This window comes from Caballeronia sp. LZ028, assembly GCF_031451415.1.
GTDB lineage: Bacteria > Pseudomonadota > Gammaproteobacteria > Burkholderiales > Burkholderiaceae > Caballeronia > Caballeronia zhejiangensis.
In genome coordinates this window covers 2,868,782-2,880,612 of sequence record NZ_JARUXN010000001.1, presented here as the reverse complement: position 1 = coordinate 2,880,612, position 11,831 = coordinate 2,868,782, and the positions used below count along the sequence as shown (strand labels likewise).

General features: G+C 62.8%; 11 protein-coding genes. 7 read left to right on the top strand and 4 right to left on the bottom strand.

Going from position 1 to position 11,831, the window contains the following annotated elements; translation table 11 throughout:
- Positions 1 to 10 precede the first annotated feature (10 nt).
- A complete protein-coding gene (locus tag QCE58_RS13625) occupies positions 11 to 574 on the bottom strand; it encodes a CNP1-like family protein (RefSeq protein WP_033537265.1) in 564 nt (187 codons plus the stop codon).
- Positions 575 to 723: 149 nt separating this feature from the next.
- On the bottom strand, positions 724 to 1,368 hold the full coding sequence (locus QCE58_RS13620) for an RNA pyrophosphohydrolase (protein WP_008342943.1): 645 nt from the start codon (positions 1,366 to 1,368) through the stop codon (positions 724 to 726).
- A gap of 221 nt (positions 1,369 to 1,589) precedes the next feature.
- On the opposite strand from QCE58_RS13620, the gene QCE58_RS13615 reads away from it, so the two are divergent.
- Complete coding sequence (locus tag QCE58_RS13615; protein ID WP_008342941.1) at positions 1,590 to 3,326, top strand: proline--tRNA ligase; 1,737 nt, start codon at positions 1,590 to 1,592, stop codon at positions 3,324 to 3,326.
- Positions 3,326 to 3,925, top strand: a complete 600-nt coding sequence (locus tag QCE58_RS13610; RefSeq protein WP_008342940.1) for a MarC family protein — start codon at positions 3,326 to 3,328, stop codon at positions 3,923 to 3,925. Before QCE58_RS13615 ends, QCE58_RS13610 begins: the two co-directional genes overlap by 1 nt.
- Before the next feature lie 45 nt (positions 3,926 to 3,970).
- On the opposite strand, the gene QCE58_RS13605 is transcribed toward QCE58_RS13610, so the two are convergent.
- Entirely contained in the window at positions 3,971 to 4,522 is a 552-nt protein-coding gene (locus QCE58_RS13605; protein WP_008342939.1) for a hypoxanthine-guanine phosphoribosyltransferase, read from the bottom strand.
- Positions 4,523 to 4,646: 124 nt separating this feature from the next.
- Positions 4,647 to 6,014 (bottom strand): signal recognition particle protein, encoded by a 1,368-nt coding sequence (gene ffh, locus QCE58_RS13600; protein ID WP_250481654.1) that lies wholly within the window; start codon positions 6,012 to 6,014, stop codon positions 4,647 to 4,649.
- A gap of 110 nt (positions 6,015 to 6,124) precedes the next feature.
- Between ffh and QCE58_RS13595 the strand changes: the two genes are divergently transcribed.
- The 5 genes from QCE58_RS13595 to QCE58_RS13575 form a co-directional block, all read left to right on the top strand.
- The gene (locus tag QCE58_RS13595; RefSeq protein WP_008342934.1) at positions 6,125 to 7,033 is read left to right on the top strand and encodes an inner membrane protein YpjD; all 909 of its coding nucleotides are present in this window, start codon (positions 6,125 to 6,127) and stop codon (positions 7,031 to 7,033) included.
- A 27-nt stretch (positions 7,034 to 7,060) separates the two neighbouring features.
- The gene (locus QCE58_RS13590; RefSeq protein ID WP_250481653.1) at positions 7,061 to 7,399 is read left to right on the top strand and encodes a PP0621 family protein; all 339 of its coding nucleotides are present in this window, start codon (positions 7,061 to 7,063) and stop codon (positions 7,397 to 7,399) included.
- Positions 7,396 to 7,998 carry a 1,6-anhydro-N-acetylmuramyl-L-alanine amidase AmpD gene (ampD, locus tag QCE58_RS13585; RefSeq protein ID WP_250440204.1) on the top strand — a complete coding sequence of 201 codons (603 nt, stop codon included), beginning with the start codon at positions 7,396 to 7,398 and terminating at the stop codon, positions 7,996 to 7,998. The genes QCE58_RS13590 and ampD overlap by 4 nt, the downstream gene beginning before the upstream one ends.
- 574 nt (positions 7,999 to 8,572) lie before the next feature.
- Positions 8,573 to 11,578: a ribonucleoside-diphosphate reductase subunit alpha gene (locus tag QCE58_RS13580; RefSeq protein ID WP_250481652.1), complete on the top strand. Its 3,006-nt coding sequence runs from the start codon at positions 8,573 to 8,575 to the stop codon at positions 11,576 to 11,578.
- A gap of 53 nt (positions 11,579 to 11,631) precedes the next feature.
- The coding region (locus tag QCE58_RS13575; RefSeq protein ID WP_309779656.1) for a hypothetical protein at positions 11,632 to 11,831 on the top strand (200 nt) is incomplete at its 3' end.

Sequence of the window (11,831 nt, the reverse complement as noted above, 5' to 3'; positions counted from 1 at the left end):
CGCGGCGCAATCAGCGCAGATTGATCACGCTTTGCGTGCGCTTGTATTCCATGTTGTTGACGATCTGTTTCGCGGTGCCGACGGGCAGCTTGCTCGTGCAGAAATAATCCTGATAGAGCGCCGCCTGATACGCGTTCAGCTCGCCGTTTTCGATGCGCTTGAAGTCGAATGCGGAACCTTGATCCCAGCCGTTCTGATCGTCGTTGATGCTCGCGTAGCGACGCCATTCGTAGGTGTCGCAACGAATGCCTTCATAGTTGACGTTGCGCGCGCCCGCCGGACTCGTCGCGACGATCACGTAACGAATGACGCCATCCTTGCCGACCGTGAGCGTGGTCTTGTCGACGGCGAACGTGAGCGGCGTGTTCTGCGACACGTTGAACGCGACAAGATTCGATGCCTGCGGCAGCGGTGGCATCGTGTCGATTTTTTCTTCGGTCCAGTTCGGCTTGCGGTCGAGCAGATAGGTGAACACGCCGTCGTCCTGCGTGGACGGCGCCTTGTTGCTGGAACAGCCGGCGAGCACGGCGAGCGCTGCCGCGGATGCCGCGATTACCGCGAGTGAGGCATTCACTTTCAATTGGGTCTTCCCGGAAACATGCGCGCGGGCTTCATGCGCCCGCCCGGCGGAACAAAGCGAGATGGCACGGCGAGAAGTTCGCCGTGCCATCGATCGCAATCGAGTTGAGTGTCAAAGTGCTCGAAGCGTTGCAGTGCCCGGATTCACGATGAGCGCTGCACGATCACATGCACTTCTTCGCTGACCGTGCATTCTGCCTGAACTGCCGCGCCGGAGGCAGTAACGGCAGGAGCTTCGATCGTCATCGTCTGGACGACGCGTGGATAGCGCGGCCCGTGATGCGCGGCTCGCTCGCCGCGCTCACCGCGGGAGTTGGTACGCCGCAGAAAGCGGGACAGCTCGGATAGAGCCATTTGATAAACGTCGCGCTTGAACTCGATGACCGCATCCAGCGGTACCCAATACTCGTTCCAGCGCCAGGCATCGAATTCCGGATGGTCCGTCGCGCGCAGGCAGATGTCGCAATCGCGGCCCACCATGCGCAGCAGAAACCAGATCTGTTTCTGACCGCGATAATGTCCGCGCACCTCGCGCTTGATGAACTTGTCCGGCACCTCATAACGCAGCCAGTCGCGCGTGCGACCCACAACTTTCACATGCTCCGGTAGCAGGCCGGTTTCTTCGTGTAACTCCCGATACATCGCTTGCACAGGGGTCTCACCGTATTTGATGCCCCCTTGCGGAAACTGCCAGGAATGTTCACGCAGCCGCTTGCCCCAAAACACTTCGTTGCGCGCGTTCAAGAGGATGATGCCGACGTTCGGGCGAAAGCCTTCACGATCCAGCATACAGCCACCTTCAAATCCTTTAAAATTGCTTTGATTATAAACAGTTATTGGCCTCGACGCACTGGCACGAACCCCAATTCGGGGCATCCGTGTGAATGTCTTTGCCAGAGCATCCGGCAGGCGGCAAAATCTTCTTTTCTCGCCGGTCGTTCCGTCGTTCACCTTGATCCGCCTGCTTCGGCGCTATCCGCTCCGAAGCGCGCCGCATTTGGAAAATTTGAATGAAAGCATCCCGTTTCTTCATCGGCACCCTGAAGGAAGCTCCCGCCGACGCCGAGATCGTCAGCCACAAGCTGATGATGCGTGCAGGCATGATCCGCCGCGTCGCGGGCGGCATCTACGATTACATGCCGATCGGTCTGCGCTCGGTGCGCAAGGTCGAGGCCATCGTGCGTGAAGAGATGAACCGCGCGGGCGCGCTCGAATTGCTGATGCCCGCCGTGCAGCCCGCCGAACTGTGGCAGGAGTCGGGCCGCTGGGAGCAATACGGCCCGGAACTGTTGCGTTTCAAGGATCGCCACGAGCGCGATTTCGTCATGGGCCCGACGCACGAGGAAGTCGTGACGGACATCGCGCGCCGCGAGATCAAGAGCTATCGCCAGTTGCCGGTGAACTTCTATCAGATTCAAACGAAGTTCCGCGACGAAATCCGTCCGCGCTTCGGCGTGATGCGCGGCCGCGAATTCATCATGAAGGACGCCTATTCCTTCGATAAAGACCTCGACGGCCTCGCAGAGTCGTATCGCAAGATGTACGAAGCCTACGTGCGCATCTTCACGCGCATCGGGCTGGAGTTCCGCGCGGTCGCGGCGGACAACGGTTCGATCGGCGGCAGCGGTTCGCACGAATTCCACGTGATCGCCGATACGGGCGAGGACGACATCGCGTATTGCCCGAGCTCGGACTTCGCGGCGAACGTCGAAGCCGCCGATGCGCTGCCGCTCATCGCGCAACGCGCCGCGCCGACCGAAGAACTGAAGAAGACGCCCACGCCCGGCGCCGCGAAGTGCGAGGCGGTCGCGCAGCTTCTGAACATTCCGCTGGAACGCACGATCAAGTCGATCGTTCTCGCGACCGACAACGAAGGCGCCGAACCGACCATCTGGTTGCTGATGCTGCGCGGCGATCACTCGCTCAACGACATCAAGACGGGCAAGCTGCCGGGCCTGAAGGGTTATCGCTTCGCGACGGAAGCCGAGATCGTCGAATGGTTCGGCACGCCGCCGGGCTACCTCGGTCCGCTCAACACGAAGAAGCCGGTGCGCGTGATCGCGGACCGCACGGTCGCGAACATGAGCGACTTCGTCGTCGGCACGAACGAGGTCGATTACCACACGACCGGCGTGAACTGGGGCCGCGATCTGCCCGAGCCGGAAGTCGCGGACATTCGCAATGTCGTCGCGGGCGATCCGTCGCCGGACGGCAAGGGCACGCTCGAAATCTGCCGCGGCATCGAAGTGGGTCACGTGTTCCAGCTCGGCACGAAGTATTCCGATTCGATGGGCGCGACCTTCCTCGACGAAAACGGCAAGCCCGCGCCGATGCAGATGGGCTGCTACGGCATCGGCGTGACGCGCGTGCTGGGCGCGGCAATCGAACAGAATTTCGACGACAAGGGCATTATCTGGCCGGAAGCCATTGCGCCGTTCGAAGTCGTGATCTGCCCGATGGGCTACGACCGCAGCGACGCCGTGCGCGAGCAGGCGGACAAGTTGTACGCGACGCTGCAGCAGGCCGGCATCGACGTGATTCTCGACGATCGCGGCGAGCGTCCGGGTGTGATGTTCGCGGACTGGGAATTGATCGGCGTGCCGCATCGCATCGTGATCGGCGATCGCGGGCTGAAGGAAGGCAAGCTGGAATATCAGGGCCGCCGCGACGCGGAAGCCACGCTGCTGCCGGTCGATGAAGCCGCCGATGTCGTCGTCGGGAAAGTGCGGGCCGCGCTCGCGAAGTAATGCAGTACAACTTCCTGTCGGCGACGATCCTGCTGCTGCTGATCACCGATCCGCTCGGCAATATCCCGATCTTCATCAACGCGCTGCGCGGCGTCGCCAAGGAGCGGCGCCGCGTGGTCGTGCTGCGCGAAGTGGCGATCGCGTTCGTCATTCTGCTGGTGTTCATGCTGGCGGGCGATCGCTTCCTGCGCGCGATGAACCTCACCGATGTCTCGTTGCGCATCGCGGGCGGCATCGTGCTGTTTCTGATCGCGCTGCGCATGATCTTTCCGCATCCGGACGGCGCGATGGGCGGCGATTCGCGCGGCGGCGAGCCGCTGATCGTGCCGCTCGCGATTCCGGCGCTGGCGGGGCCATCGGCGCTCGCGACGGTGATGCTGCTGACGTCGCAGGCGCCCGGCAAAATGTTCGAATGGATAGGCGCGCTCACGGTGACGATGATCGTCTGCGCGATCGTGCTGATTCTCGCCGAGAAGATTCAGCAATGGCTCGGCGAGCGCGTGGTGACGGCTTTCGAGCGTTTGATGGGGCTTGTCCTTGTCGCGATTTCCGTCGAGATGATGCTCACGGGCATACGCACTTTCGTGCATCAGCTATGAAAAAAGCGGCCCGCGGGCCGCTTTTCTTTTGGATACGGGCGGGGATCACGCCCCTTCCGTCAACGCCCGGATCGTCGGCAGATTACGCCAGTAACCCTTCGCGTCCATCCCGCAGCCGAACACGTAACGATCCGGCACTTCGAATCCGCAAAAATCCGGACGCAGCGGCTTCGCCTTCGGGATGATCTTCTCGCACAGCACCGCGGACAGAAACGTCTTCGCGCCCATCGCCATGATGCGATCGCGGATCGCGGCCATCGTTTCGCCTTCGTCGAGAATATCGTCGAGCACGAGCACCACGCGATCCTTCACCGATTCCGCCGGCGCGACGCGCCACTGCATCTCGCTGCCGCCCTTGATGGCGTTGCGATAGCGCGTCAGGTGGATGTAATCGAACTCGAGCGGGAAGTCGAGATGCGGCAGCAGCATGCCGGTGAACACGGCCGCGCCCCCCATGACCGAGAGCACGAGCGGGAAGTCGTCTTTCGTCGCAGCCTTGATGGCCGTGGCCATCTTGCCGATCGATGCGTTGACTTCGTCAGCCGTCACGATCTCTTCTGAGTGGCTGAAAATATGGAGGGCTTCTTCGCGATTCATAAGGGGAAGCGGGAAAGGCTGACTTCTAAGTGTGGAAAAAAACGGCGGCGTGCGCCATATGATAAACCCGCGTTTCTTTCGAGTCGGACGCCCGAAGAGAACGCGGGTTCAATAAAAGTGCGGGTCAGCGCATGCCGGGCAGCATGCCCTTCATGCCGCGCATCATCTTTTGCAGGTTGCCGCCTTTCAGCTTCTTCATCATGCCGCGCATCTGCTCGTACTGGTTGAGCATGCGGTTCACCTCCTGAACGTGCACGCCCGCGCCCGCGGCGATACGGCGTTTGCGCGCCGCCTTGATGAGCTCCGGCTTCGCGCGTTCCTGCAGCGTCATCGAATTGATGATGCCTTCCATGCGGCGCATCTGCTTTTCCGCGTTGTTCATGTCCGCGCCTTGCGCGGCCTGCTGAAACTGCGCGGGCAGCTTGTCCATGAGCGATGAGAGGCCGCCCATCTTCTTCATTTGCGAGAGCTGCGCCTTGAAGTCGTTCAGATCGAAGTCGCCGCCTTTCTTGACCTTGTCCGCGAGCTTCTGCGCGGCCTGGCTGTCGACGCCGCGTTGCGCTTCCTCGACGAGCGCGAGAATGTCGCCCATGCCGAGAATCCGGTTCGCCATGCGATCCGGATGGAAGACTTCGAGGCCGTCGAGCTTTTCCGCGACGCCGACGAACTTGATCGGCTTGCCGGTGACGTTGCGCACCGAAAGCGCCGCGCCGCCGCGCGAATCGCCGTCGAGCTTGGTGAGCACGACGCCGGTGAGCGGCAGCGCGTCGTTGAACGCCTTCGCGGTGTTGACCGCGTCCTGCCCCAACATGGCGTCGACGACGAAGAGCGTTTCAGCGGGCTTGAGCAGCGCGTGCAGCTCGCTGATTTCCTTCATCATCGCTTCGTCGATACCGAGACGGCCGGCCGTATCGACGATCACCACGTCGTGATAGTGCCGCTTCGCCCAGTCGATCGCCGCGCGCGCGATATCCGCGGGCTTCTGATCCGCTTCCGACGGGAAGAAGTCGGCGCCGACCTGTTCCGTCACCGTCTGCAACTGACGGATAGCGGCGGGGCGATACACGTCGACGGAAACGGTGAGGACCTTCTTCTTGCTCTTTTCGCGCAGCAGCTTGGCGAGCTTGCCGGTCGTGGTGGTTTTACCCGCGCCCTGCAGACCGGCCATCAGGATCACGGCGGGCGGCGCGACCGCCAGATTCAGCTCGGCTGCCTTGCCTTCGTAATCGCCGCCGATCACGGCCGTCAGTTCCTTCTGGACGACGCCGACGAGCGCCTGACCCGGCGACAGGCTCGACAGCACTTCCTCGCCGAGCGCCTTTTCCTTCACCTTCGCGATGAACTCGCGCACGACCGGCAGCGCGACGTCGGCCTCGAGCAGCGCGAGACGCACTTCCCGCAACATCTCTTGCGTGTTGGCCTCGGTGAGCCGGGCTTCGCCGCGCAGCGTCTTGACGACGCGGGCCATCCGTTGAGTCAGGTTATCGAGCATGGGAAACGGTAGTGAATGCGGCCCTTTTTCAGCGCAAAACGACGTAATCGCCCCGCGTTGCCGCAAGGGAGAAAACGTCGTGATTCAAGGGCCTAGTGTAAACTTCGAACATGGATATTGTACTGTATGCCCTCACTGCGCTTCTCTATGGCGGACTCGCCGTAGCGGGCTGGCGCGCGCATCGCCACACGGCCGTGGAGCCGGCGCTGGCCGGCGTGCCTCCGGGCATCGCATCGCCGGCGGCGGCCAAAAAATCGCCGGACATGGGCGGATTGGGCCGCGCTCTATTATTAGTAGCGTTGCTCGTGCACGGCCTCCTGCTGCACACGACCATCTTTCCCCAGAACGCGATGATCTTCGGCTTCGCGTTCGCGCTCTCCGCGATGTTCTGGCTCGGCGCGGGCATCTACTGGATCGAGAGCTTCTTCTTTCCGCTCGACGGCCTGCGCCTGCTCGTATTGCCGCTCGCGTGCATCGCGTCGCTGTTGCCGCTCGTCTTCGGCGGCGTGCGCGTGCTGTCGTATTCCGCCGCGCCGATGTTCAAGCTGCATTTCCTGATCGCGAACATCGCGTACGGACTCTTCGCGATCGCCGCGCTGCACGCCGTGCTCATGCTGATGCTCGAACGCCGCCTGCAGCGCATGCGCGGCCTCGCGACGCGTCATACCGGCAATGGCTGGCTCGCGAGCTGGCTCGACACGCTGCCGCCGCTTCTGACGCTTGAAAAGCTGCTGTTCCGCCTGATCGCGGCGGGCTTCGTGCTGCTCACGCTCACGCTCGTGTCGGGCATCGCGTTCAACGAGCAACTGGTCGATCGCGCGCTGCGCTTCGATCACAAGACTGTGTTCGCGTTCGTCTCCTGGCTGATGTTCGGCGCATTGCTCACCGCGCGCCGCCTCTCCGGATGGCGCGGACGCGCCGCGTTGCGCTGGGTGCTGGCGTCGTTCGCCGCGCTGCTGCTCGCGTACGTCGGCAGCCGCTTCGTGTTCGAAGTGCTGCTGCATCGCGCGGTCGTCTGAGCGTCTGAATCTATCGGCATTGAATCGATGCGAAATTTCTTCTTTCTGATCGTCCTCTTTTTCCTGTGCCAGTGGCTTCTGAAGAAGCTGCGCCGCGCGAACGAGCGCGCGCAGCAGGGCGACGCGCCAGCCGGCGGCGCGGCCGCGGGCGGAGCGCATGACGCACGCCGCGCCCGCAGCGGCAACGGTCATGGCAACGGCGCGGCCGCGAGCGCGCCGCAACTCGCCGATCCGCTCATCCGTTGCGCGCAGTGTGGCGTGCACACGCCGCGCAGCGAATCGATCATCGTCGCGGGCGAGCGCTTCTGCTGCAGCGATCACGCGCGCCATTACGCGGCCCGTCCGACCGGACGCGACGCACGATGAACGCCAACGTCGTCAGACAGCGCGATCCGCATATCGACGCGCAAGGCTGGTTCACGCACGCGACGCGCCTGCCGTCGCCGAACTTCGAGGCGCGTCCGGGCGACGCGGTGCCGACGCTCATCGTCGTGCACAACATCAGCCTGCCGCCCGACGATTTCACGACGAACGCCATCGCCGATTTCTTCCTCAACAAGCTCGATCACGACGCGCATCCGTACTTCGATCATCTGCGCGGCATGCGCGTGTCGGCGCACTTCGTGATCCGTCGCGGCGGCGCGATCGAGCAGTTCGTCTCCTGCGACGAACGCGCGTGGCACGCGGGCGTCTCGTCGTTCTGCGGGCGCGAGCGCTGTAACGACTTCTCGATCGGCATCGAGCTCGAAGGCAGCGATCGCGTGCCCTTCGAAGACGCGCAGTACGACGCGCTCGCCGCGCTCGTGCGAGTCGTGGTGAAGCGCTATCCGATCGATGCAGTCGCGGGTCACTCGGACATCGCGCCCGGCCGCAAGACCGATCCGGGCCCGCATTTCGAGTGGTCGCGTCTGCGTCACGGCAGCGCGCTGCCGCCGTCGTTCTTTCCGTTTCAATCCAACATCTGAGCGCTGCGTAAGGTCTTTCTCGTTGCGGCGCAGCAGCGTCGCGCGCGAGGCCTTGTCGCGCTTTGCTATAGCAAAAGTCAACCCCGCTGCCGCAGACTCAGGGCAAATAAAACTTTTTGAGACTGCGATGTTGTCCACTATACTTGGTGCCGACAGACGTACTTTGCACTAGATCTTGTGTTGTTGACGCGGCGCCCGCTCCAGTGAGCCGGCGCCGTCGGCTTTCCGGCGTAGAAGAAGTTTGGCTGGCCCGGGGCGATGCGCGAGACGGTTTCTCTTTGCGAGGAGAGAGGCGTCGGGCGCGTCGGGCGCCAGCGAGCAGCACCGTGAAGAAGGCAGGCAAGCAAGCGCGAATTGCGTCGACCGACACCGCGCGCCAACGCGGGCACCGCATGAGACGCCAATGACAATGCGGGCCGTAAGCGCCGCGATTCGTGTTTTCAGCCTGCTGCATTCACAGCCCGGCTTGACCGCCAAAACACCGCGCGACTTTCACGACGAGTTCGTCACGCGCGCGGCATAAGTGATAAATCCGCGGACCATCCGCACCAATCGAACACCAGGAGTTTTGCACATGCAAACCACCGAAAACGCCACGACTTCATTCGAAGGCGCATCCGCACAGCCGATGAGCGGTGCGCAGGGCGTGGGCGCTCAGGCGCTCGCGCCGAACACGACGTTTGCCGACTACAAGGTCATCCGTCGCAACGGAAGCGTGGTGTCGTTCGAGCCGACGAAAATCGCGATCGCCGTGACGAAGGCATTCATCGCGGTGAACGGCGGTCAGGGCGCAGCTTCGGCGCGTGTGCGCGAGCAAGTCGAGCAACTGACGCAAGCCGTCGTGCGCGCGCTCGTGCGCAGCCGTCCGCACGGCGGGACTTTCCACATCGAAGACATTCAGGATCAGGTCGAGCTCGCGCTGATGCGCGGCGGCGAGCACAACGTCGCGCGCGCGTACGTGCTGTATCGCGAGAAGCGCACGCAGCAGCGTTCGCAAGAGCGCTCGGCCGCGCAAAACGCGCAGTCGCACGAAGGCGCGATCAACGTGACGGACAACGGCGTCACGCGTCCGCTCGATCTCGAAGCGCTGAAGGCGCTGATCGTCTCCGCGTGCGCGAATCTGGGCGATGCGGTGTCCGCCGAGCCGATCGTCGCGGAGACGGTGAAGAACCTGTACGACGGCGTGCCGATGTCGCAGGTCTACGATTCGGCCATTCTCGCCGCGCGCACGATGATCGAGAAGGATCCGGCGTACAGTCAGGTCACGGCGCGCATCCTGCTGCACACGATCCGCCGCGAAATTCTCGAAGAGGAAGTGACGCAAGCCGAAATGGGCGAGCGTTACGCCGAATACTTCCCGCAGTTCATCAAGCGCGGCGTCGAAGCCGGCCTGCTGGATGACAAGCTGCAACAGTTCGACCTCAAGCGCCTCGGCGCCGCGCTCGATCAGAATCGCGATCTGCAGTTCGGCTATCTCGGCCTGCAGACGCTGTACGACCGCTACTTCCTGCACGTCGACGGCACGCGCATCGAGTTGCCGCAGGCATTCTTCATGCGCGTGGCGATGGGCCTGTCGCTGAACGAGATCGACCGTGAAGCGCGCGCGATCGAGTTCTACAACGTGCTGTCGTCGTTCGACTTCATGTCGTCGACGCCGACGCTCTTCAATTCGGGCACGCATCGCTCGCAATTGTCGTCGTGCTATCTGACGACGGTCGCCGACGATCTCGACGGCATCTACGAAGCGCTGAAGGAAAACGCGCTGCTCTCGAAGTTCGCGGGCGGCCTCGGCAACGACTGGACGCGCGTGCGTGCGCTCGGCTCGCACATCAAGGGCACGAACGGCAAGTCGCAGGGCGTCGTGCCGTTCCTGAAGGTCGTGAACGACACGGCCGTCGCGGTGAACCAGGGCGGCAAGCGCAAGGGCGCGGTGTGCGCGTACCTGGAATCGTGGCACCTCGACATCGAGGAATTCCTCGAGCTGCGCAAGAACACCGGCGATGACCGTCGCCGCACGCACGACATGAACACGGCGAACTGGATTCCCGATCTGTTCATGAAGCGCGTCGTCGAAGGCGGCGACTGGACGCTGTTCTCGCCGTCGACCTGCCCGGACCTGCACGATCTGTTCGGCGCCGACTTCGAAAAGGCGTACGTCGCTTACGAAGAGAAAGCCGCGCGCGGCGAAATCAAGCTGTTCAAGAAGCTGCCGGCGGCGCAACTGTGGCGCAAGATGCTTGGCATGCTGTTCGAGACGGGCCATCCGTGGATCACGTTCAAGGATCCGTGCAATGTGCGTTCGCCGCAGCAGCACGTCGGCGTCGTGCACTCGTCGAACCTGTGCACCGAAATCACGCTGAACACGAGCGAGACGGAAATCGCCGTCTGCAATCTGGGCTCGGTGAACCTCGTCGCGCACATGGTGAAGCAGGCCGATGGCAGCTACGCGCTGGATCACGCGAAGCTGAAGCGCACGATCAGCGTCGCGATGCGCATGCTCGACAACGTCATCGACATCAACTACTACGCGGTGCCGAAGGCGCGCAACTCGAACCTGAAGCATCGTCCGGTCGGCATGGGCATCATGGGCTTCCAGGACTGCCTGCATCTGCTGCGTACGCCTTATGCGTCGGGCGAGGCGGTCGAATTCGCGGATCGTTCGATGGAAGCCGTCTGCTACTACGCGTACTACGCGTCGACGGAACTCGCGGAAGAGCGCGGTCGTTACGCGACGTATCGCGGCTCGCTGTGGGATCGCGGCATTCTTCCGCAGGATTCGCTGAAGCTCCTGGCCGAGGCGCGCGGCGGTTATGTCGAAGTGGATACCTCGGAGACGATGGACTGGGCGCAACTGCGCTCGCGCATCTCGACGTACGGCATGCGCAACTCGAACTGCGTGGCGATCGCGCCGACGGCGACGATTTCGAACATCATCGGCGTGTCGGCGTGTATCGAGCCGACGTTCCAGAACCTGTATGTGAAGTCGAATCTGTCGGGCGAATTCACGGTGGTCAACGACTACCTCGTGCGTGATCTGAAGGCGCGCGGCCTGTGGGACGAAGTGATGGTGTCCGATCTGAAGTATTTCGACGGCACGCTTTCGCGCATCGACCGCATTCCGGCCGATCTGCGCGCGATCTACGCGACCGCGTTCGAAGTCGACCCGAAGTGGCTCGTGGAAGCGGCGTCGCGCCGTCAGAAGTGGATTGATCAGGCGCAGTCGCTGAACATCTACATGGCGGGCGCGTCGGGCAAGAAGCTCGACGAGGTCTACAAGCTCGCTTGGATTCGCGGTCTCAAGACGACGTACTACCTCCGCACGATGGCGGCGACGCACGTCGAGAAGTCGACCGTGGCGCACGGTGCGTTGAATGCGGTGCCTTCTTCTTCTTCCGGTGACGGTGGGGCGGGTGCGGCTGGCGGGTTTGGTGGCGGTGCGGCGTCGGCTGCCGGGAATGGTGGCTTCAATGCTGCTGCCGCGAGCGCGCCGGCGGTGGAGGCGGCTCAGGAAGCCGATGGTCCCGTCTGTATGATGCGCCCCGGCGATCCGGGCTTCGATGAGTGTGAGGCTTGTCAGTAAGGTTTTGAGCTGAGAGTCGGTCTCTGCGGACCGGTGCTGGGTGCTTCCTGCTTATGGAAGCGGTCGGTGCCGGTCCGTTTTTGCTTTTTGCTTTTTGCTTTTTGCTTTTTGCTTTGCGTTTTGGTTTCGGTTTCGCTGGATCCCGCTTTCGTGTCGGTCTATTAGCGTTGCCCCTGTGCGGGGCGGCACTCACTTTCTTTGCTGCTGCAAAGAAAGTAAGCAAAGAAAGCAGCTCGTCACGGCCCGCGGTCAC

What these genes read in the sequence shown, in the direction of transcription:
- QCE58_RS13620 (WP_008342943.1), bottom strand. Translation starts at nt 1,368, where the DNA reads ATGCTGGATCGTGAAGGCTTTCGCCCGAACGTCGGCATCATCCTCTTG.
- QCE58_RS13615 (WP_008342941.1), top strand. Translation starts at nt 1,590, where the DNA reads ATGAAAGCATCCCGTTTCTTCATCGGCACCCTGAAGGAAGCTCCCGCC.
- QCE58_RS13610 (WP_008342940.1), top strand. Translation starts at nt 3,326, where the DNA reads ATGCAGTACAACTTCCTGTCGGCGACGATCCTGCTGCTGCTGATCACC.
- QCE58_RS13605 (WP_008342939.1), bottom strand. Translation starts at nt 4,522, where the DNA reads ATGAATCGCGAAGAAGCCCTCCATATTTTCAGCCACTCAGAAGAGATC.
- ffh (WP_250481654.1), bottom strand. Translation starts at nt 6,014, where the DNA reads ATGCTCGATAACCTGACTCAACGGATGGCCCGCGTCGTCAAGACGCTG.
- QCE58_RS13595 (WP_008342934.1), top strand. Translation starts at nt 6,125, where the DNA reads ATGGATATTGTACTGTATGCCCTCACTGCGCTTCTCTATGGCGGACTC.
- QCE58_RS13590 (WP_250481653.1), top strand. Translation starts at nt 7,061, where the DNA reads ATGCGAAATTTCTTCTTTCTGATCGTCCTCTTTTTCCTGTGCCAGTGG.
- ampD (WP_250440204.1), top strand. Translation starts at nt 7,396, where the DNA reads ATGAACGCCAACGTCGTCAGACAGCGCGATCCGCATATCGACGCGCAA.
- QCE58_RS13580 (WP_250481652.1), top strand. Translation starts at nt 8,573, where the DNA reads ATGCAAACCACCGAAAACGCCACGACTTCATTCGAAGGCGCATCCGCA.